Origin of the sequence: Roseovarius sp. MMSF_3350 (genome assembly GCF_030733425.1) — a bacterium.
Classification (GTDB): domain Bacteria; phylum Pseudomonadota; class Alphaproteobacteria; order Rhodobacterales; family Rhodobacteraceae; genus Roseovarius.
Window position 1 is genome coordinate 166,769 of sequence record NZ_JASHIZ010000006.1, and the last position, 19,830, is coordinate 186,598.

Below are 19,830 nucleotides of genomic sequence, written 5' to 3' on the forward strand. Positions count from 1 at the left end.
CATGGCGGACAAGACACTACCCAAGACAGACGTGGTCATCATCGGAGGCGGCTGGACCGGTCTGACGACCGCATACGAGCTGGCGCATGAGGGGCGCAAATGCGTGATCCTGGAACGCGGCGATCATCGCCACGACGCCACGAGCTTCGGTGCGCCGGAAGAACATGACGAGTTGAAATACGGGCTGCGCTACACGCACATGATGAACGTGCGGGAAAACACCCTGACGTTCCGCAACAGTCGTGGCGATCGCGCCTTGCCCATGCGCAGGCTGGGGTCTTTCCTGCCCGGCGAGGGGCTTGGCGGGGCCGGCATACACTGGAACGGGCAGCTTTGGCGCCCGCTACCGTCAGATCTGGAAATGCGCAGCCATTACGACAACAGGTATGGCAGCGACTTCATCCCCGACGATCTGAGCGTTCAGGATTGGGGCGTGACCTACGACGAGCTTGAGCCGCATCTGGATTTCTTCGAGCGGATCTGCGGGGCGGCCGGAACCGCCGGCAACCTTGACGGAGAGCAGCGGGAAGGCGGCAACATTTTCGAGGGGCCGCGCAGCAACGAGTATCCCAACCCGGCGATGAAGCAGCCAGTCAGCAGCACCCTGTTCGGTCGCGCTGCCCAGGAAATGGATCTGCACCCGTTTCCCTTTCCGTCCGCAAACGTGACAAAGGCGTACGAAAACCCTTACGGCGCGCAACTGCACCCTTGCACCTATTGCGGTTTCTGCGAGCGCTTCGGCTGCGGATACTTCGCCAAGGCCGATCCGATCATCTGTGTCTACGACCGCATCAAGGAGCACGAAAACTTCGAGATCCGGTTCAAGTCCACAGTGCTGCGGGTCGAAAAATCCGAGGACGGCAAGACTGCCACCGGCGTGACCTACGTGGATGCCGACGGGCGTGAAATCTTTCAGCCCGCCGATATCGTCTGCATGAATGCCTATGCATTGTGGAACGTGCACCTGATGCTGGTGAGCGGTCTGGGCACGCCTTACGATCCGGAAACCCGCACCGGCACGGTCGGCCGGAATTATTCCTATCAGACCATCTCGGCAGTGGACGCGTTTCTTGAGAAGGACATCGTCACCAACCCCTTCATGGGAGCCGGCGCCCTGGGCATGGTGGTGGACGATTACAACGGCGACAATTTCGACCATTCCGACCTCGGGTTCGTCGGTGGCGGCTATATCGCCTGCAAACAGTATCACGGTCGACCGATCAGCTATCAGCCCGTGCCCGACGGTACGCCCAGTTGGGGGGCGGAATGGAAACGGGCTGTGCGTGAGAACTACCTGCATCACGCCGATTTCGTCATCCATGGATCCAGCATGTCGACGCCGGAGAACTTTCTCGACCTCGACCCCACCTGGACCGATCAGCATGGTCGACCGTTGTTGCGGATGACGTTCAATTTCCCGGAGAACGACCGGAAAATGGCGAAATACGTGACCGAGCGCGCCGTCGAGATTGCCGAAAACATGGATCACGTGACCAGCGTCAGCGCCACGAACCTCGCCGCCGAAGGCGAAGACTATTCCGTCGTGCCCTACCAGACGACCCACAATGTCGGCGGCGCAGTCATCGGCACGGATCCCAGCACCAGCGTGGTGAACCGGTATGGCCAGATGTGGGATCACCACAATGTCTTTGTCTTCGGGGCATGCCTTTTCCCGCAGAACCTCGGATACAACCCGACCGGCCCGCTGATGGGCCTGGCGTACTGGACGCTGGAGCATCTCAAGAACGACTACCTCGAGAATCCTCGCCCGCTGATGGATGCGTAAAGGAGCTGCAACATGACCATGACACGCACGAAATACTTTGCTCTTGCAGCCTCCCTCCTGGCGGCGACTGCCGGCTTGGCCCCGATCGTGTTGAACGCGCAGAGTACCGAGACAGAAGAGCCGGGCGTGCTGGAATCGCGGCTTGACGACGAAAGAACGCTGTTCGCGGCGACGGTCGAGGATGCGCCGGACGACGATCTGCTTGAACTCGGGCGGCTGGTCGCGATGGGCGGTGCGGAGAACGGCGGATCCGGGATGGCCTGCATCACCTGTCACGGAGGGCAGGGTGCCGGCGACGGCGCGGGATCGTTCCCGCGACTGACCGGGCAGGCCGCCTGGTACACGTACAAGCAGCTCAATGACTATGCCTCTGGGGCCCGTCCGAATGACATAATGACGGGCATCGCGCAACGTCTGACCGAACACGAGCGCGAGGCCGTCGCTGCCTATTACGCGGTGGTGCGCGCACCGATCCCCCAGCCGTTGGGCGCTGCCGATCAGGGAGAATTGCAGTGGGGCGGTCAGCTGGCCGCGGTGGGGTCGGCCGAAAAGGGCATTCCGGCCTGCGTGAACTGTCACGGCCCGCAGGGCACCGGCAATCCTCCGTCGGTGCCGTACCTGGCAGGGCAGTATGCCAATTACATGACCTACCAGCTGCAATTGTGGAAAGAGGGCGTGCGCGACAATGACGCGATGAACGTCATGAGCAGCATCGCCAAGAAGATGACGCGCGAGGACATGGAAGCTGTCAGCGAATATTACAACCGGGTCCATAATCCGGTGACCACCGGAAACTAGGGCAGATGTCGCCCGCAAGGATCATCCGCATCGCCCTGACCTCCGTCTTGACTGCTGCAGTCCTTGGAGTGGTTACGCTCTGGGCGCTGGCCGCGCCGGCCTTTGACCCTGTCGGAGCAGCGCTGGCCTGGAGCAAGCAGCGGGGCGAGGCTCTGGTTGGATGGTACGCGAGTGATCCGGTGGCCGCCACCCCGCAGTGGCAGTCTATGCATATGCGGGTAGCGGGCGGAGATCCCGCGCGCGGTCGGCAGTTGATCAACGAATACGGTTGCGGAGCCTGTCACGTCGTCCCAGGCGTGCCGGGTGCCCGCGGCACGGTAGGCCCCTCGCTGACGTCCCTGGCCGACCGCGCCTACATTGCGGGCGTCTTGACGAACGCGCCGGGCGATCTGACCCGGTGGCTGATCAATCCACCCTACTTTTCGCAAGACACGGCGATGCCCGACCTTGGCGTTACCGAAGCGGACGCGAAAGACATGGTAGCCTATCTCTACACGCTCGGAGGGTTCGAATGAGCGAGCAGAGCACGTTGGGTCAATTCGACAGCCAGACCTCGCTGATCCCCGCCGGAACCGGAGCGGAAGGCACGTTGGTGCTGACCATCACGATGTCGGTGGCGGCGACGTTGATCTTCCTGGCCGTGATGGCGGCGGTCTGGCTGGCCTGGCGGCGGGAAAGGCCCGGCCATATCTGGTGGCTATGGGCCGGCGGGTTCATCTTGCCGGTGATCGCGTTGGTGGCGCTGATGGTCGGGTCGACATTCACGCTTGCCTCCATCGCGCGGGTCGATCGCGACGCGCTGGTGATCGAGGTGACCGGCCACCAGTACTGGTGGGACGTGGTCTATGATCCCGACGGCCGCGCGCTGCGCGACGCCAACGAGATCATCGTGCCGGTCGATACGCCGGTCACGTTCCGCCTGAAGTCCGAGGATGTGATACACTCGTTCTGGGTGCCGTCGATCAGCGGCAAGATCGACATGATCCCGGGACGGGTGAACGAACTGACCGTCGAGGCCAGCCGGAAAGGCCGGTTTCGCGGCCAATGTGCCGAATTCTGCGGCTTGTCTCATCCTCTGATGGCCTTCGAAGTGGTGGTTCTGGAAAAGGATGAATTCGACAGTTTTACGGCTGGCCTTTCGGACGAGGCGCGCGATGCCGACACGCTGCAACTGAAACAGGGGCGCGACGTATTCCTGAACGAAGGCTGTACCGCCTGCCATGCCATTCGCGGCGTGGCCGAGGGCGCGCGTGTCGGGCCGGACCTGACCCGCGTGGGCGCGCGCGCGGCGCTGGGGGCGGGGATGTGGCGAATGAATGTCGGCAACCTTGCGGGCTGGATCGCCGATGTGCAGGACATGAAGCCGGGCGCGAACATGCCCTCCTACAATCATCTCAGCGGCCCTGATCTACGGGCGGTTGCGCATTACCTGTCGAGCCTGAAATGACTGAAACTTCCAACAAACCTGTTCAGGGTCCGGTTCTCGACAGCCTGCCCACCTATGAAAAGGCCTGGGCCACACCGCCCGGCTGGCGCAAGCTGTCGTCGGTGTCGCACCGGGTGGTGGGGCAACGGTTCATTGTCACGGGGCTGATCTTTTTCCTGATCGCGGGGATGCTTGCGATCCTGGTGCGCACCCAGCTTATCGTGCCGGAAAACACGTTCCTGGATGCCGAGACCTACAACCAGGTCTTTACCATGCATGGCACGTTGATGATGTTTTTGTTCGCGATCCCCATCCTCGAGGGGTTCGGGGTCTACCTGCTGCCGCTGATGCTGGGCGCAAGGGACCTGATCTTTCCGCGACTGGGGGCGTTCGGCTATTGGTGCTACCTCTTCGGCGGTCTGATCGTGCTGGCGTCGTTCCTGTTCGACGCCGCGCCGGACGGCGGTTGGTTCATGTATACCCCCCTGTCGACCAAGGAATACACGCCCGGACTGTCGGCGGATTTCTGGCTGATCGGCATCACCTTTGCCGAGATCGCGAGCGTCACGGCAGCGGTCGAGATCATCGCCGCGATCCTGTGCACGCGCGCACCGGGAATGTCGCTGGCAAAGATGCCGATCTTCGGTTGGTACATGCTGGTAACGGCCTTCATGATCGCGGTGGGCTTTCCTCCGCTGATCATCGGCTCGATACTGCTGGAGATCGAGCGCGTGCTGGGCCTGCCGTTCTTCGACCCCGCCATGGGGGGCGACCCGCTGCTGTGGCAGCATCTGTTCTGGCTGTTCGGGCATCCGGAGGTCTATATCATCTTCCTGCCCGCCGCCGGCATGGTGGCGACGATGCTGCCGACCTTTGTCGGCAAACCCCTTTTCGGCTATGGCTTTGCGGTGGCGGCGGTGGTCACCATGGGGTTCATCAGTTTTGGCCTTTGGGCGCACCACATGTTTTCCACCGGGCTGCCGACCGTCACGCTGTCACTGTTTTCGGCTGCATCGACGGTGGTGACGATCCCGACGGGCGTGCAGATCTTCTGTTTCATCCTGACCATGGCACAGGCGCGACCGCGGCTGACGGTGCCGATGCTGTTCATCCTCGGGTTTCTCTTCATCTTCGTGCTGGGCGGATTGACGGGGGTCATGCTGGCCTCGGTGCCGTTCAACTGGCAGGCGCATGACAGCTATTTCGTGGTGGCGCATCTGCATTACGTGCTGATCGGCGGCATGGTCTTTCCCCTGATCGGGGCGTTCTATTACTGGACGCCGCATTTCACCGGCAGGATGATGTCCGAGCGCCTGGGTAAATGGGCGTTCTGGCTGATGTTCATCGGCTTTCACGTGACCTTCTTCCTGATGCATATCACCGGCCTTCGGGGCATGCCGCGCCGCATCGCGACCTACCCCGAGGGGATCGGCTGGGACCGGCTGAACATGCTGTCGAGTATCGGGTCCTATATCCTTGCGGCGGGCGTGCTGATCTTTGTCTGGGATTTCATCGCGCACCGCTGGCGCGGTCCGTTGGCCCCGCGCGATCCGTGGAAGGCCGGGACGCTGGAATGGCTTTATGCGCCGATCGCACCGGGCCACAACTTTCACGCCATCCCCAGGGTTCATTCGCGTGAACCGCTGTGGGATCAGCCGGAGCTGTTGGAAAACGAGGCGCACGAGATTGAAGGAATGCTGCGCGATGCCCCCCACGGACGCCGCGAAACCGTGGGGTGTCATCCTGTCTCCGGTGAGCCGCTGCAGATCGTCCGCTTGCCGCATCCGACCTGGGTGCCGATGATCACCGCATTTTTCGTGGCCGTATCGGCGGTGGCCCTTCTGGCAAGTTTCTACTATGTCGCCGCTGCCGCCCTGGGCGCGACGCTGATCGGGTTTGCCGTTTGGGCATGGGAGAAATCCGAAACCGGTCAGACTGTCGACACCGGGCCCGAGGGAATACTTCCGGTCGATATCGCCTCGCGGCTGGGGCATACCTACATCGCGGTGATCGGTACGCTTCTGATCATGGTGGCGCTGTTCGCATCCATCCTCTTCGGGGTGCTCTACTTGTGGAACGTGCAGCCGGACTTCACCCGCCGCGCGGGCGATCCCGATCTGTTGTGGATAGTGCTGGCGGTCGTCGCCGGCGCGGCGCTGACCGCGATGGCGTATCTGGCGCGGCGCAATGGCTACGTGCTCTATGACATCGTTATCGCCGTGCTGGCGGGCGGGGCATGCTGGGCGCTTTACCAGGCGCTGCGACCCGTGACCCCGGACCAGACCGCGCTGGCGGCGACGCTGTGGGTGATGGCGGGCTTCGTCGCGGTGCAGCTTTTCGTGTTGGGCTACTGGAGCGTCTTCAACGTTCTGCGCAAGGTTTTCGGTCTCGCGGGCAAGGGCCAGCGCATTCCGGAGGTCAACCGCGCGCCTTACGCGCTGGTCACGTTCCTGATGCTGGTGGCCGCCGCCGTCATGCTGGGAGCGCCGCAGCTGGGAGTGTTCGCATGATAGAAAAAACCGACGCCGAGGAACTGGAACCGCTGCTTTGGGGCATCGCCCGCCCGGCCCTGACCTGGGCGCTGCATTTCATCTTTGTTTACGCGGCACTCTCTGCGACCTGCGCCGAGCGTGCGGTTGTATCCTACACGACAGCTGCGATCGCGATCGGGGTCGCCACGGTCGTGGCCCTCGTCGTCGCCGGCTGGAGACTGTTTCGCGGCAACAGAACCGAGTTTCACATCGCAGCCCGCTGGACCACGGTGATCTCGCTGGTTGCCATCGTGTTCAGCGCATCGCCGGTCCTGCTGGCGCCGGCCTGCGGTTAGGGAAAGGAAAAGCACATGGAAGACGCGTATATCCCCTTTTGCGGCACGCCGCCGGTGCCTTCCGACTTATGGACGCGTTGGCTGTTCGATCCGCTGTTGATGGCCGGGCTGGCGGTGCTGGCCCTGGCGCTGGCGTGGAAAGCCAGCGACCGCCGCGCCGCGGTGACGGGTTGGGTGCTGGTGGCGCTGCTGTTCGTGTCGCCCCTGTGCGCGGCGTCGATGGCGCTTTTTTCGGCGCGGGTCGCGCAGCACGTTCTGCTGACGCTGATCGCGGCACCGCTGCTGGCGCGGGCCGCGCCTGCGCCGATACGTGCGGTCCTGCCGACAGCGGGCGTCTTCGGCGTGTTGTTCTGGGTCTGGCACGCGCCTGCGCCATACGCGGCCACGCTGGACTCTGACCTGGTTTACTGGGCGATGCACCTGTCGTTGCTGGGCGCGGCCTGGGTGATGTGGTCCGCGGTGCGACACAGCATCCAAGCGCGCCCGCACCTCGTCGCTCTGGCGCTGGCGCTGACGGCCGCACAAATGACCCTTCTATCGGCGCTTCTGGTGTTCTCGCGCTCGGTCTGGCATGGTTGGCATGTGCTGACGACCGCGCCTTATGGCCTTACGGCTGCGGCGGACCAGCAATTGGCGGGCGCCATCATGTGGACAGGCGGCGGCGTCGTGATGCTGGGCGCGGTGGCGCTGATGGCCCGTGCCGTGCTGCAAAGCGATACGGTCGAGAAAAAAGCTCCGGTTTTCGAATAAGGCGCGGCAGCGGGTTCAGCTAGTCGTCTGCCGTTGCTGTCTCGGCCGGGTTCCGGCTGGCATAGAAGGCGGAGACCGCCGCCATTTCCTCTTCCGTCAGGGCATTGGCGATCCGGGACATGACGTCAAGCGGACCACCGCTTCGGTCACCAGTCTTCCACGCCTCCAGTTGCGCCTCGATATAGGCTGCGGGCTGACCCGCAAGAGGCGGAGCGATGGCCTTGTCGTCCAGCTCGCCGACTGCGTGGTGGCACATGACGCAGGCCGTGACCTCGGGGCCTCCGCCTTCATCCGGCATCTGGCGGCCGGCATAGGCCAGCACCTTTCCGGCGCTGACAAGCTGCCAGTCGAGATCGCGAGGCGCTTCGATCTGCGGTGTCTCGCGGCTGGCATAATAGGCCAGCACATCCGCCGCCTCGCCCGCCTCGAGGTAACTGGCGATAGGCGTCATCACTTCGTGCGGACGGCTGCCGTCTAGAAAGCTGGTTATCTGCCGCGCGAGATAGTCATAGGGCAACCCGGCCAGGCGCGGCACGCTCCCGTCGCCGTGTCCCTGAAGCCCGTGGCAGGCCATGCATTTCATCTGCACACCACCACGCGCCGCGCCGCCCTTGGCGATCGCGCGGCCCCGCGCGATGCGATCATCGTCGAACGGCGCCTGTGCCCGGGCGGATTCTGGGGGAGTGGCGTCGAAAAGGTCCGTCGATTGGGACAAAGCGGGTCCGGCCAGGCACACGACCACCGCGCAAAGCGGGCCAATGCCGGAGGGAAATGGAGTGCAGGCCCGCATGGTCCTACCCTCCGTCCAGGTCTGCGAAATCGGCACGCATCTGCGCCACGTCCTCGGCTGTCAGTTGACCATCGTACTCGTTGCCTAGGTTGCTGCGCAGATAGTTGACCACTGCGGCCACCTGTTCATCATCCAGCCATTCCGCAAACGACGGCATGGCGCCGTTGCCTTCGATGACAAGGTTGACGGGATAGCGCGCACTGGCGAGGCGGGGATTGCCTGCAAGGGCAGGATAGGCGGCCGCACCCATCACGCCGCCGCCCTCGGGGCCGTGGCAGCCCGAACAGGCGCGGCGATAGAGCGTGGCGCCATCCGTTCCGACGAAACTCTCGGTCGTGGCGCCCAGCGTTCCTGCACCCGGCTTCTTGATCTGCGGTGTCTTGGGTTCGGAGCCCTGCTGCGCGAGCACGCTGGTTGCAACGACAGATATGCAGAGCGAAAGGGCGGTCAGGGTCGCGTGTCTCATTCCATGGCTCCTTCCGGGCGTCAGGGCGCGCTGGTCGCGCGGTCATGCACCTGCCGCACGGCATCGAGCGCGGACAGAAGCGAGCCTTCCTGCCAGCCTGGCAAGTACGAGATGTGCTCGCCCGCGCAGACAAAGCGGTTGTCCATCGTCGCGGCGATCTCGTAGTCGCTGCCCCGGTCGTCCCACTTGCTGTAGCATCCAAGCATCCACGGCACGCGGTGCCAGCTCAGGACCACGCCGTTGGAGAATTCATCGCGGTACTGCGGATGGATCTGCTCACCCTGCGAGATCACCGACTCCAGCCGTTCCTCGGGAGACATGGAATTGTAGGCATAGGCGTGCGGCCCGTAGACATACGCGCCAAGGATGACACCCGGCCCATCCGAATGCATCTCGTTGGACGGATAGGAGATCTCGGCAATCGGCAGGTCGGTGAGGGTGATGCCGCCGTAGATCTGCTCGTCCCGCTCCCAGAAGCGGCGCTTGAATTCAAGGCCCGACTTCACGGCCTCATAGTAATGCAGCTGCCGCATCACGCGGCGCATCTCCGGCGAGACGTCGACGTCCAGCTGGCTGAGGACCGTGAAGGGGATGGTGCATACGCAGTAGTCCGCGCTGACCTGACCGCCCTCGCCATCGCCGCTTGCGGCCTCGTAATCGACCGTAACGCCATCTTCGCCCTGCACGACGCGCGTCACGCGTGCATTGTGGGTGATGAGGTCGCCGACCTCCCGGTGGAAAGCGTGTGCGATCTCTTCCATCCCGCCTACCGGCTGAAACATCGGGGCATGGTGGCGATAGGTGGTGTGGTTGCGCATGTATTGCCAGAAGCGCGACGTCAGAAGATCGTCGAGCGCGATCGGCTCGGACGGCTCGGGCGCGGCGTCCCATAGGCCGCCGCCTGGGGCGCCGGCATCCGGATAGCCGCGGTACTCGGCGGTCTCCAGTCGCTCCACATAGCGATAATCCTTGTCGAGAATGCCGAAGGATTTCAGCGACTCCAGCAAAATCTCGGTGTCCTCGACGCTGGCTGCCTGGTCGAGCGCGCCTGCGTCGGTGGCCTTGGCCAGCAATTCCGTGATCTGGCCGACGTAATCGGCCCAGGCATGCCCGTATCGCACCGGTTTTCCATCGAAATGGTCAGCCGAATGCAGATAGGCGTTGTGATTTTCCTGAACGAAGACCTCTAGCGGAACGTTCAGGCGATGGCAGTAGTCGAGCAGGGCGAGGTGATGATGCGGAATGCGCCAGGGGCCGATGTTGATATATTGCCCGTCCGAGAATTCGACATTCTGCGTGTAGCCGCCAAGCTCCTCGATCGTGTCGCCGCCCTTGAGCGTCCAGCAACGCCCCCCGGCGCGTTCCTGATATTCCAGGATCTGGACCGAGTAGCCGGCCTTGCGCAGTTCCAACGCCGCACACATACCGGCCAATCCGGCCCCAAGAACCACCACCGATGCGCCTTCGGGGGCGCCCGACAGGTCAGGCGGACCTTTATAGGGGCTTTGGCGGGCATGTCCCAAACTTGCCATCGCATTCATCATCGTGCCAGAGCCGGCGGCCAGTCCGATCATCTTCAACAGGGCTCTTCGGGATGGACGCGGTGGCTGTTCGGACATGAGCTATCTCCGCCTTGAGCTATTTCGTTCCTCTAGATAAAAGCCGTGACCGTGCGGGAAAGTTCCCGATTTCTAGCACTTAAATTGTCTCGAACGCCTTGCGCGGGGTCAGGTCGTGGCACGGTCTTGCGCCATTGCAGTCTCGCCAAGGTTCAAATCCATCCGGTCAAGCACCTCGTTGACGCGCACTGCATCCTCGACAGGCACCAGTCCCATGGCGTCCTTGCCCTCCAGCACATCCAGAAACGGCTCGATCCCTTCGCCGGCATCGAGAGGTGCCAACTTCATCTCGGTCGTCGGACGCGCCTCTGATCGGCGTCCTGCGGTCAGCACGCCGTCATTCAGGTTCAGCCACCCCACATCGCCGACGATGTCGAGTTCCAGGCGCATGGTCTTGTCCGTCCAGCCGGCCTCCACAAGGCCGGTCGCGCCATTGCGAAAGGTCAACACCCCTGCGCCGTGATCATCCACGGGCCAACCCAGCACGTTACCCGTCACGGCATGGGCCGTATCGATGGGACCAAGCAGCCATTGCAGCGCATCGATGGCATGGACTGCCTCGTCGGCAAATCCGCCGTAGCAGGCCAGCGCGGGGTCGGTCATCCAGCAATCGAGATCCAACCAGTCGGCATATCCCCCGTCATGGGAAAAGCGCATGCGCGCCTCCGAGATCCTGCCCAGCGCGCCATCCTTTACCAAGTCGCGCGCGCATCGCAGGGCCCGGTTGGTGCGAAAGAAATAGCCCGTGTGCAAACGCCGGCCCTCCGCGTTTGCCAGGTCGGCGCATCGCTTTGCCGCACTGGCGCTTCCTGCCAGAGGCTTTTCGCTGAACACGTCCAATCCGGCGCGTAGCGCGGCCGAAATGTCGGCCTCGTGATGTGCGGTCTCGCTGCACACCAAGGCACCGACACAGTCTGACTGCCCCAGCTCGTTAGGAGACACGGGTCGTGCGTCCAGTTCGGTGGCAAGCCGGTTCTGACGGGCCGGGTCCCGGTCATGCACTTGCGTCACCCGCCAGCCGCGCCGGTGCAAATGATCGAGGTGGTCAGGCAGGTGCACATGTGCGCCCCCCAACAGGACGAGCCTTTTGACGCTCATAGCAATCTCCCACAATCTAATCCGCGCCGGAAAGGGCGGGAACCTGACGACCGCGCCCGGTGACTAGAGCAGGGCCCCGACCATCGCGACGGCGAGAACAGCGAGTATGATGCAAAGGAAGATCAGGGATGTTCGGCTGCGTCGCGGGTTTGCCGGCTCTCGTGTCGGCACGTTCGGACTGCGCTGACCACCGGCGTCGCCGGGTCCGGCCCGGACATCGGCAGGGTCAGCGTCGGGATGGGTGGCGGCCTCGGCAAGTTCCTGGTCAAGGGCTGAAGGACGAGGTCTGATCAGCGGTCGATCGTGGTGCGCGGCCTCGGGATGTCCGTCGCGCATGGCACGGTTCGCTTCGACCACCTCCGCCTCGTCGCGCGGACCGGGCGCGCGCCGATTTGTATCTTCGGAAGATGCCTCGGGCTTGGGTGGGGTCTGACGGTTCATTTGCGGCCTCCTTTGCCGGCAGCCTTCACGAGCTTTTCCAGACTTGAGAATCGCTCGTTGTTGGAAAGCATGTGCCTGCTCAACGCGCGGTAGTGACGCTTGTTCCGGTCTTCAGGGCAGGCACGCGGAACCGCAGCCGTTTGTCACGAAGCCTTCGCGCCCCGAAAGATATCGACAACGCGTTTCAGGCTGAAAGGGCGCCAGCGATGCGCAGGACGCTCCGGATCCAGCAAGTCGTTTTCTCCGAGAATGTTGTCTTCGGCGCAATTGAGTTCGGGCGGATCGAAAGGAACCAGGCTGCGGCCTTCGCCAAGAAGCGCTTCGATCGCCTTTATGAGCGATCCTTCGGCTTTGGCCAGCTGCGCGTCGAATACGTCGATGGTGACGCCAAGATGCTCTGACAGAAGATCGCTGCGAAGTGCCGAGATCTGCTTGCGCAGCCTCTCATCGCTTGCATCCCCGGTGCCGGCTTCGATCGACAGGTCGCATTCCGTGTCCAGCCCCATGGAGCGATTGCTGAGGTTCGAGGAACCGACACGAAGCAGTCGGACGTCGCATATCACGATCTTGGCATGGACATAGATCGGCGTGCCCTCGTCCGCCACGGGCGTGTAAAGCCGGAACCGGTCATACGTGTCGGCTTGCGCTATCATCTCGAGAAGGCGCGCGCGCGACGATCCCATGACCTCTTCCTCCAGCCAGCCGTCGGCGGATTCCGGGTTCACGATCACGATCTCGGGCCCGTCCGCCTCCTCCAGCCGTGACGCTATGGCGTCGGCGACCCGGCGCGACGCGAAGTACTGACTTTCGATGTAAAGACTTCGCTCCGCGGCGGAAACGATCTCGAGATACAAGTCTTCAATCTCGTGGACAGCCTCCCGGCTGTCATAGGCCGGCGCGGTCCGTGAGATACCGACATCCACGTCAGTCATGGACGGCTCCAGACCCTCGGGCCAGAATGGGTCTCTTCTGGGCGGCGCTTCGAGACTTTCACCTGTGGCGACCCGCCATCTGTCGCGCGCCAATTCGCCCAGAGCCGCCGCGACGTCGCCGTCGACCGCCGTGGTCGCGTCGTGCCAAGGGCCGTAAGGACGCCCTGTCGTCGGCCTGCGGCGCAATTTGCTGTCATCGACGTGATCCCGCGTGTCCCAGCGCTCCGCTGTCGTGTCGATGCCGCCGCAAAAGGCCAGGACATCGTCAATCACGACAATCTTCTGATGGTGGGCCGCGCCGCTTGGATGGGCGTGATCGAGCCTCAGCCTGATCTGTGAACTCGAAACCCAGTCGATGATCCTGAGAGGCGTGGATCCTCGACCGAGCGTCAGCAGAGCGCCCGTATCCCATTCGAGCATGTAGATCTTCAGGTCTGGACGCTTTTTCGTCACCCAGTTCAGGAACTCCCCAAGCTTATGCGGGACATCGGCTTTGCTCTCGCGCGGGTCGAGCGAGATCCGTGTATCGAATTCCCAGCCGATCATCATGACGGAATGCTCCGCTTGCTGTACCGCAGAGTGAAAGGCCGAGAAATAGTCGGCCGCGTCGATTATCACGGAGAGCTTATCCGCGCTCTCGATCCGCCAGCATGTCTTGCCTGGACGAAGAATTTTCTTTGAAGAAAGTTGACTCAAATTAGTCCTCGCAATCCTCCCTACAGTGAGTGTTCGGCATCAGGAACTCAACCAGCGATTTGGAAACCGGTTCCGGACCCGGATTGCCGATGCCTTCATCGAAGCGGCTGGGTTCTCAGTCCATTCCTGCAGTCCGGGCCGAACTGCCATCGCCTTTCTCGTTGTTTCCGACATCAAGCACGCGTTCGCGGACCAGCCAGTCCGGGTGGTTGTCGCGCAGAAACGCCAGCAGTTGCTCTCGCAGCCGACTTTGCACCGTCCACCCGGTCGAGGGATCGGGCATCATCGCGAAAAAGCTGATCTTGAGCCCTTCGGCAGTATGGTCTGTCGTATAGGTGAACGCGTTGTCGGGTTCCGAGATGTCGGGATCGTCGTGCAGCAGGGAGCTGAATTTTCGGCGCAACGCGTCGACATCGCAAAGCGGGTCGAGCCAAAGGTCGATCACCCGCATCATGCGCGCCTCCGTGACCGACCAGTTCTCGAACGGTCGTGCGACAAAATAGGTGACGGGCACCACGATCCGCCGCAGGTCCCAGGTTCGAAGCCGCATGAACGTGTAGAAAATCGCCTCGACATAGGCCCAGTCGCCCTCGAACAGGATCGCGTCGCCGATGCGCACCGGCTTGGCAAAGGCGATCTGCAGCGAAGCGAGGATATTGCCGAGCACCGCCTGGCCGGCGATACCGAATATCACGGTCAGCACACCCGCCGAGGCCAACAGGGTCATGCCGACGCTGTCAAACAGGTTCAACTGCGCCAGTATCACGATGGCGGCCAAGCCGACCATGACCAGCACGATCAACCGCCGCAGCGCATAGATCGATGTGTAGAATTCACGTTCGTCGCGTCCGCGTTTGTCGTCGATCTCGCCGACAAAGCGCAGGGTGATGCGGTGCAGCATGGCATCGAGCATACGCAGAAGGGTCATCCCGACGCCCCATACCATCAGGATCGTCAATGTAGGGCGCAGGAACGCCTGTATCTGTCCCGAGAAAGACAGAACCCAGCTCAGGATCATCTGGCCTGACGCGGCCATGACGAGGATCGCCAGGGGCAGACCGCTGCGCTCGAGTCCAACTCTCAGCCAGCCTCGATCCGCCCGCTTGGACAGTGCTGTCACCGCGGCATACGTCGCCCAGCCCAGCAGAAGGACCCCGCCCGCTGCCAGCGGCACCGCGATCCATTCCCAAAGCCACAAGCCCCAGATTTCGCGCTTCAGCACGGTCGGGATGAGGTCTTCGTATTTTCGTGGACCGAAAGCGGAATAGAGCGGACCCGTGTTGTCGACGGTCTGTGGGGTGAACAGCCACACCGCTGGCGCGTCGGTCGGCTTGTAACGCGCCAGGCGGATGTCATAGGCGGTTTCGTCGGCCTCCAGCGTCTCGATGGCCAGATCACGGCGAGGTTGCCCCGCCCGGTCTGCGGACCCGCCGCTTTGTTCGATCCGCGCATCGGGGCGAGCGGGCAGGCTGGTCCAATCGATCCAGACCTGCCGCGCAAGGACCGAAGCCAGTTTCCGGGCAAGTATCGGCCCGCGTTCCGACTGCACCGATGGCTCCAGCCGCGACAGGTTGAGAAAATGCGCGGCGCGGGTGAAATCCCCGGCATCGGCGGAGGCGATGAAACCGCGCATGGACTGGCGCGGGGTCGATCGGTCAAGACCGCTTCCGACGGTCTCGGACAGCCCGGAATTGAGGCTTTCGGACGCGTACCAGTAATCGCTTCCATCCTGTGCCGCCGCCTCGAACACGGTCGACAAAAGGATGAATGGCAGCAGCGCCAGGTAACGCATCACGGTCGCGACCCACCGCCGTGGTGTTTTCGCCAGCTTCGCTGCGTACGGCGCAGGGAGTGGGATCGAGGGTGTCACGTTGCAGTCGCGGCCGATCTGCCGTCCGGGTCGCATGCGCCCACGGTCGGATTCAGAACGTGCTCGTTGGAACCGACTTCATCGACAGACGGCTGCAGGGGGTTTTTCATGGCGAATTCCTGACTTGAGTTGGTTTCCAAGGTTACTCGCATGACACTATCGAGTGCTCGGAGCCGCTATCGGCTGCACCGAAGCCACGTTGGTGTAACGGAGTCCTCAAGGCCGGGTTCCACAATCAGGCCAACGCAACCGCCGCCGACCGCGAGCAAAAGCAGCCGGTCGCAGGCGACCCTTGCGGTTCAAATCAGGGGACGGATCAAATCGCCCTTCGCCGTTTGGTCATTTTTTCAACCAGCTCTGAACGTCGTCCGGCGTTCCCGGACGCTCAGAGATTTTCAGCTGCGGTCCTGCAATCCTCAGCGCATTCACGGCACATCTGTGCGCAGCGCTTGCAGTGGGCATCATCATGATGAGAACACATCTCTTCACAGGCATCGCAGGCGCTCGCGCAAAGCTCGAGCATAGAGCGCAGAACGGATTGGTTGCTGCCGGTCCGACGGGTGGCAACGCGGTAGGTCGCGGCGCAGATGTCAGCGCAATCCATGCAGTGGCGCACGCAATCGACCCTCTTTTCGACATCGTCTTCCGCCAGACAGGCGTCTGCGCATGAGTTGCAGATCGCCGCGCAATACATTGCATGGCGAACGGCCTTGGCCAGGGGTTCGTTCAGACGACCGGCCACGTCGGGATGTTCGGAAATCATTTTCTCGATACTCATGGAGCGTTCCTTTCGGGGTACCTTGGGCTATCCAGACAGTTGGACTGAACCCAACCGACAAGCTCCGTATATGTTCCACTATGACAGCAAGTGCAGAGGTACCTGCGACCGTTCAATGTGGAGCAGACGGAATTCGGCAGTGTCTCCCAAGACCACCCGAAGCTCCCCAGTCACCATTCGCAAAATCGGTGTGAAAGGCTTCATCTCGTGCAGATGTCGCGACGGCTATTTCGCCTGAAGCAAGTGCAGATCGAGGTCGATCGTTGCAGTCATTCCCGAGGCTTCGAACGTCCGGGCAACCACGCCCCCGAGCGACGATTTCACGACACTGTCGCACATTTGCGTGCCAAAACCCTTATGTCCCCCTTCCTGCGGGTCGAGGCGGCATCGTTCCTGCCAGTCAATCAGGAATCTTTCTCCCTCGCGGCGCGCCACGATCAGAAGGCCGCCATCACTCTGACCGAGCGCCCCGTATTTCGCAGCATTGGTGCAAAGCTCATAGAGGACAAGCGCGAGCGGCATGAGCGCATCCGGAGCAACACTGATATCTTCCACGTCGAGTTCGACGGCTTGATTGCCGGCAAACGGTGCGACGACCGAATTAATGAGATCGCGCAGCGATGTGCTGCCTGTGAAGTCTCCGGCAGGATCAGCGACTGCCAGCCTGTGAGCCTCAGAAAGCGCCGTCAGACGTTTCTGCATCAAGCTTGCAAGTTCGCTGGCTGTCTCGACCTGTCGGGCATTGACTGAAATGAGGCTTCCGACAACCGCAAAACAATTGCCGATCCGGTGGCGCATCTCCGCCACGAGCATTCTTTGCCGTTCGGCGGCCTCGACCTGATGCGTGTTGTCGCGCGCGATCTTCGAGGCGCCGATGATTTCACCGTTCGCGTTTCTGACCGGCGAGACCGTCAGGGAGATCGGCACAAGCGACCCACCTTTACGCCGACGGACCGTTTCGAAGTGCTTGATGCGTTCACCGCGGCGAAGACGCGAGATGATGTCCTCTTCCTCGTGATGTCGTTCCTCGGGTATGAGCATCAGGATCGGCTGCCCGACGGCCTCCGAGGCAGAGTAGCCGAACAGGCGCTCGGCGCCCGGATTCCAGGTCTGAATGATACCATCGAGATTCTTGGTGATGATCGCGTCGTCGGAACTGTCGATAATCGCAGCAAGATACTCGTTCAGGTTTATCGAGATGTCGATCTGTGAAGACGCATCGTCGCCAAAAGCTAGCCGGCTCATGTGGAACGCCCTCTGATATTCCTAGTTATGGTATGCCATATCGCGTGGCGGCGCCATTGGAATTGGTAGACTGCGGTGTCTGGACGGGCAACCGTACAGTATCAAAGCCGTTGCCCCGCGCGAGATTGCGCCGGCAACGACAGGTGGCCAACGAAGCGCATAGCGGTATAGCCCGGCTCAATTGAAGGGCGAGCGTGGTCCTGAACGATCCTGTTGAAGCCTTCCAGAAGCCGGAATAACGGAAACACGTGACTGCTCACGGGCACAGCACCCTTTCGAGCAGGTCGAGTACGGTTTCCAGCGACCTCTGCCTGATCTGATCCCGACCGATGGCTCCGAATGATCTTTCCAGATGTGTCGGGCGCTCTCCCTCCCGGGCCACAGCGAAATGCACGAGGCCTTCCTCATCGCCCTCTCCGCCCGGTCCCGCGAACCCGGTGACGGAGATCGCGACATTGGCGCCCGAAAGCCGCAGCGCACCTTGGGCCATGGCGATGGCAGCCTCCTTCGAAACGGCGCCTTTCTGATGCAGCAGATCCTGCTCCACGCCCAGAAGCTCGTGTTTGGCGGCGTCTGAATAGGTCACGTAACCGCGGTCGAACGCGTGCGAGCAGCCCTCGATGTCGGTGACCAGGGCGGCGACCAGCCCACCGGTGCAACTTTCGGCGGTGGCCAGGGTAAGGTCACGTTCGCAACAACGGGCAAGTACCCGTTTGGCGCGCTCCGCCAGCGGATCAGATGAAGACTTCGTATCGTCCGAAATGCCAACCATGCCACGTTACCCTCATTTATCGACTTGTTCCGTGAAAACTATCTGGCCGCCGCTGCCGATGTCTCAACAAGAAATTAGACAGCACCGGCAAGGGGTAATGCGCAGCCTCTGCGAGGCTCGTGCGAGGCTCGACGGAATGGATAGCTCGAAAGCGATGCCTGGATGGAACGGAACCGAACGCCGTCCGTTGGCCGAGTGTACAACGAAAGGTAACGAAGATGTTCCATCATTCGAGTAAGCTTCAATACGAAGTACGTGTCGATACCCCTGATCCCCAGTTTGCGAAGTTCTTGCAGCAGGCCATCGGCGGTGTTGAAGGCGAGATTCGCGTCGCAATGCAATATTTCTTCCAGGCCATGGGGGCGCGCGGCGATGACAAGTACCGCGATATGCTGATGATGACCGCCACGGAAGAACTGTCGCACATCGAATTTCTTGGCCATGCGGTCGCGCTCAACCTCGAGGGCGCACCCCTTACGGTTCAGGAAGAGGCAGCTAAGGACCCGGTGGTCAACGCGATCATGGGCGGCGCCAACCCACGGCACATCCTTTCTTCGGGGCTTTCCGCGATGCCGGTCAATGCCAACGGTGTGCCCTTCGACATGAGCCATGTCTACGCGACCGGCAACCTCGCGGCGGACATGATGGCCAACGTCACGGCAGAAAGCGGTGGACGTGTTCTCGCGTCGCGGCTCTACAACATGACTGACGACACCGGGATGAAAGACATGCTGTCCTTCCTCATCGCGCGCGACACGATGCACCAGCAGCAGTGGATGGCCGTCATCGAAGAACTGGGCGGACTGGAGTCGCAGATGCCGATCCCCAACTCCACCCCGACGGAGCATGAGGCGACCGAGCATTCCTATTACTTCCTGAACACTTCCCTCGACGAACCCACGCCCGAAGGCCGCTGGACTTCGGGTCCCTCGCTGGACGGGCGCAGCGAATTCACCAAGCGCGACAAACCCAAGCCGCTCGGCCAGAAGCCCAGCCTTGGCAAGGCCCGTCCGCATTCGGGCACCCAGACCGAGCAACAGTAAGGAAAAGGAGGAGAACCATGCCTACAACAGTCGGAACTGAGAACAACGTCGAAGACCTCGTGCGCAATCTGCTGACGCTCGAGCACGACGCCATCGCAGCCTACCAGTCTGCCGTCGAGAGGCTCGACAAGCCGGAATTTCGCCAGCAGATGGAATCTTTCCTGGCGGAGCACGAGGCCCACGTGGCCGACCTGGACCGCTTCGCAAGCAGCATCGGCGTCACCCCGCCTCAGGAAGGTGACATGAAGCAGTGGTTGACGACGGGCAAGGTCGCTCTGGCTGATCTTGCCGGTGACGAGAGCTTGCTCAAGGCGATGAAAACCAACGAGGACGACACAGTCATGGCCTACGATCAGGCGCTGGAAAACGCTCAGGCCAGCGCCGAGTTGAGGCCCATCCTGGAAAAAGGCCTGTCGGACGAACGGCGGCACCGCGCCTGGATGGAAACCGCCAGTTAACGGCGACCAGACCGCAAAGAGAGAGGCCGGCGCGT

General features: G+C 62.2%; 19 protein-coding genes. 9 read left to right on the plus strand and 10 right to left on the minus strand.

Annotated features, from left to right (window positions below; all coding sequences use genetic code 11):
- Window position 1: 1 nt before the first annotated feature.
- From RBB31_RS08125 to RBB31_RS08155, 7 genes are read left to right on the plus strand one after another with little or no spacing between them, the layout of a single operon-like run.
- Entirely contained in the window at window positions 2-1,786 is a 1,785-nt protein-coding gene (locus tag RBB31_RS08125; protein ID WP_306128776.1) for a GMC family oxidoreductase, read from the plus strand.
- 12 nt (window positions 1,787-1,798) lie between these two features.
- A complete protein-coding gene (locus tag RBB31_RS08130; RefSeq protein ID WP_306128777.1) occupies window positions 1,799-2,584 on the plus strand; it encodes a c-type cytochrome in 786 nt (261 codons plus the stop codon).
- 47 nt (window positions 2,585-2,631) lie between these two features.
- Window positions 2,632-3,099, plus strand: a complete 468-nt coding sequence (locus RBB31_RS08135) for a cytochrome c family protein (protein ID WP_306128778.1) — start codon at window positions 2,632-2,634, stop codon at window positions 3,097-3,099.
- Window positions 3,096-4,031 carry a cytochrome c oxidase subunit II gene (gene coxB, locus RBB31_RS08140; RefSeq protein ID WP_306128779.1) on the plus strand — a complete coding sequence of 312 codons (936 nt, stop codon included), beginning with the start codon at window positions 3,096-3,098 and terminating at the stop codon, window positions 4,029-4,031. The genes RBB31_RS08135 and coxB overlap by 4 nt, the downstream gene beginning before the upstream one ends.
- Complete coding sequence (gene ctaD, locus RBB31_RS08145) at window positions 4,028-6,520, plus strand: cytochrome c oxidase subunit I (RefSeq protein ID WP_306128780.1); 2,493 nt, start codon at window positions 4,028-4,030, stop codon at window positions 6,518-6,520. The genes coxB and ctaD overlap by 4 nt, the downstream gene beginning before the upstream one ends.
- Complete coding sequence (locus RBB31_RS08150) at window positions 6,517-6,837, plus strand: hypothetical protein (RefSeq protein WP_306128781.1); 321 nt, start codon at window positions 6,517-6,519, stop codon at window positions 6,835-6,837. Before ctaD ends, RBB31_RS08150 begins: the two co-directional genes overlap by 4 nt.
- A gap of 15 nt (window positions 6,838-6,852) precedes the next feature.
- Complete coding sequence (locus RBB31_RS08155) at window positions 6,853-7,587, plus strand: cytochrome c oxidase assembly protein (protein ID WP_306128782.1); 735 nt, start codon at window positions 6,853-6,855, stop codon at window positions 7,585-7,587.
- A 19-nt stretch (window positions 7,588-7,606) separates the two neighbouring features.
- On the opposite strand, the gene RBB31_RS08160 is transcribed toward RBB31_RS08155, so the two are convergent.
- The 10 genes from RBB31_RS08160 to RBB31_RS08205 form a co-directional block, all read right to left on the minus strand.
- On the minus strand, window positions 7,607-8,302 hold the full coding sequence (locus RBB31_RS08160; protein ID WP_306128783.1) for a c-type cytochrome: 696 nt from the start codon (window positions 8,300-8,302) through the stop codon (window positions 7,607-7,609).
- A 79-nt stretch (window positions 8,303-8,381) separates the two neighbouring features.
- Window positions 8,382-8,843: a cytochrome c gene (locus RBB31_RS08165; RefSeq protein WP_306128784.1), complete on the minus strand. Its 462-nt coding sequence runs from the start codon at window positions 8,841-8,843 to the stop codon at window positions 8,382-8,384.
- A 20-nt stretch (window positions 8,844-8,863) separates the two neighbouring features.
- Window positions 8,864-10,417, minus strand: coding sequence for a flavin monoamine oxidase family protein (locus RBB31_RS08170; protein WP_306128801.1), 1,554 nt, complete (start codon window positions 10,415-10,417; stop codon window positions 8,864-8,866).
- 153 nt (window positions 10,418-10,570) lie between these two features.
- Window positions 10,571-11,560 (minus strand): Gfo/Idh/MocA family protein, encoded by a 990-nt coding sequence (locus tag RBB31_RS08175; RefSeq protein ID WP_306128785.1) that lies wholly within the window; start codon window positions 11,558-11,560, stop codon window positions 10,571-10,573.
- A 63-nt stretch (window positions 11,561-11,623) separates the two neighbouring features.
- A complete protein-coding gene (locus RBB31_RS08180) occupies window positions 11,624-12,001 on the minus strand; it encodes a hypothetical protein (protein ID WP_306128786.1) in 378 nt (125 codons plus the stop codon).
- Window positions 12,002-12,144: 143 nt separating this feature from the next.
- Window positions 12,145-13,629, minus strand: a complete 1,485-nt coding sequence (locus tag RBB31_RS08185; RefSeq protein WP_306128787.1) for a phospholipase D-like domain-containing protein — start codon at window positions 13,627-13,629, stop codon at window positions 12,145-12,147.
- A gap of 115 nt (window positions 13,630-13,744) precedes the next feature.
- Complete coding sequence (locus RBB31_RS08190) at window positions 13,745-15,421, minus strand: mechanosensitive ion channel family protein (RefSeq protein WP_306128788.1); 1,677 nt, start codon at window positions 15,419-15,421, stop codon at window positions 13,745-13,747.
- Window positions 15,422-15,884: 463 nt separating this feature from the next.
- A complete protein-coding gene (locus tag RBB31_RS08195; RefSeq protein WP_306128789.1) occupies window positions 15,885-16,277 on the minus strand; it encodes a four-helix bundle copper-binding protein in 393 nt (130 codons plus the stop codon).
- A 225-nt stretch (window positions 16,278-16,502) separates the two neighbouring features.
- Window positions 16,503-17,522, minus strand: coding sequence for a PAS domain S-box protein (locus tag RBB31_RS08200; RefSeq protein ID WP_306128790.1), 1,020 nt, complete (start codon window positions 17,520-17,522; stop codon window positions 16,503-16,505).
- A gap of 256 nt (window positions 17,523-17,778) precedes the next feature.
- Window positions 17,779-18,294, minus strand: coding sequence for a CinA family protein (locus RBB31_RS08205; RefSeq protein ID WP_306128791.1), 516 nt, complete (start codon window positions 18,292-18,294; stop codon window positions 17,779-17,781).
- Window positions 18,295-18,512: 218 nt separating this feature from the next.
- Between RBB31_RS08205 and RBB31_RS08210 the strand changes: the two genes are divergently transcribed.
- Together RBB31_RS08210 and RBB31_RS08215 are read left to right on the plus strand one after the other, a co-directional pair.
- Window positions 18,513-19,337, plus strand: coding sequence for a manganese catalase family protein (locus tag RBB31_RS08210; protein WP_306128792.1), 825 nt, complete (start codon window positions 18,513-18,515; stop codon window positions 19,335-19,337).
- A 17-nt stretch (window positions 19,338-19,354) separates the two neighbouring features.
- Window positions 19,355-19,795, plus strand: a complete 441-nt coding sequence (locus RBB31_RS08215; RefSeq protein ID WP_306128793.1) for a DUF892 family protein — start codon at window positions 19,355-19,357, stop codon at window positions 19,793-19,795.
- Window positions 19,796-19,830 lie beyond the last annotated feature (35 nt).

What these genes read in the sequence shown, in the direction of transcription:
- RBB31_RS08125 (WP_306128776.1), top strand. Translation starts at nt 2, where the DNA reads ATGGCGGACAAGACACTACCCAAGACAGACGTGGTCATCATCGGAGGC.
- RBB31_RS08130 (WP_306128777.1), top strand. Translation starts at nt 1,799, where the DNA reads ATGACCATGACACGCACGAAATACTTTGCTCTTGCAGCCTCCCTCCTG.
- coxB (WP_306128779.1), top strand. Translation starts at nt 3,096, where the DNA reads ATGAGCGAGCAGAGCACGTTGGGTCAATTCGACAGCCAGACCTCGCTG.
- ctaD (WP_306128780.1), top strand. Translation starts at nt 4,028, where the DNA reads ATGACTGAAACTTCCAACAAACCTGTTCAGGGTCCGGTTCTCGACAGC.
- RBB31_RS08150 (WP_306128781.1), top strand. Translation starts at nt 6,517, where the DNA reads ATGATAGAAAAAACCGACGCCGAGGAACTGGAACCGCTGCTTTGGGGC.
- RBB31_RS08155 (WP_306128782.1), top strand. Translation starts at nt 6,853, where the DNA reads ATGGAAGACGCGTATATCCCCTTTTGCGGCACGCCGCCGGTGCCTTCC.
- RBB31_RS08165 (WP_306128784.1), bottom strand. Translation starts at nt 8,843, where the DNA reads ATGAGACACGCGACCCTGACCGCCCTTTCGCTCTGCATATCTGTCGTT.
- RBB31_RS08170 (WP_306128801.1), bottom strand. Translation starts at nt 10,417, where the DNA reads ATGATCGGACTGGCCGCCGGCTCTGGCACGATGATGAATGCGATGGCA.
- RBB31_RS08175 (WP_306128785.1), bottom strand. Translation starts at nt 11,560, where the DNA reads ATGAGCGTCAAAAGGCTCGTCCTGTTGGGGGGCGCACATGTGCACCTG.
- RBB31_RS08180 (WP_306128786.1), bottom strand. Translation starts at nt 12,001, where the DNA reads ATGAACCGTCAGACCCCACCCAAGCCCGAGGCATCTTCCGAAGATACA.
- RBB31_RS08190 (WP_306128788.1), bottom strand. Translation starts at nt 15,421, where the DNA reads ATGCGTTACCTGGCGCTGCTGCCATTCATCCTTTTGTCGACCGTGTTC.
- RBB31_RS08195 (WP_306128789.1), bottom strand. Translation starts at nt 16,277, where the DNA reads ATGAGTATCGAGAAAATGATTTCCGAACATCCCGACGTGGCCGGTCGT.
- RBB31_RS08200 (WP_306128790.1), bottom strand. Translation starts at nt 17,522, where the DNA reads ATGAGCCGGCTAGCTTTTGGCGACGATGCGTCTTCACAGATCGACATC.
- RBB31_RS08205 (WP_306128791.1), bottom strand. Translation starts at nt 18,294, where the DNA reads ATGGTTGGCATTTCGGACGATACGAAGTCTTCATCTGATCCGCTGGCG.
- RBB31_RS08210 (WP_306128792.1), top strand. Translation starts at nt 18,513, where the DNA reads ATGTTCCATCATTCGAGTAAGCTTCAATACGAAGTACGTGTCGATACC.
- RBB31_RS08215 (WP_306128793.1), top strand. Translation starts at nt 19,355, where the DNA reads ATGCCTACAACAGTCGGAACTGAGAACAACGTCGAAGACCTCGTGCGC.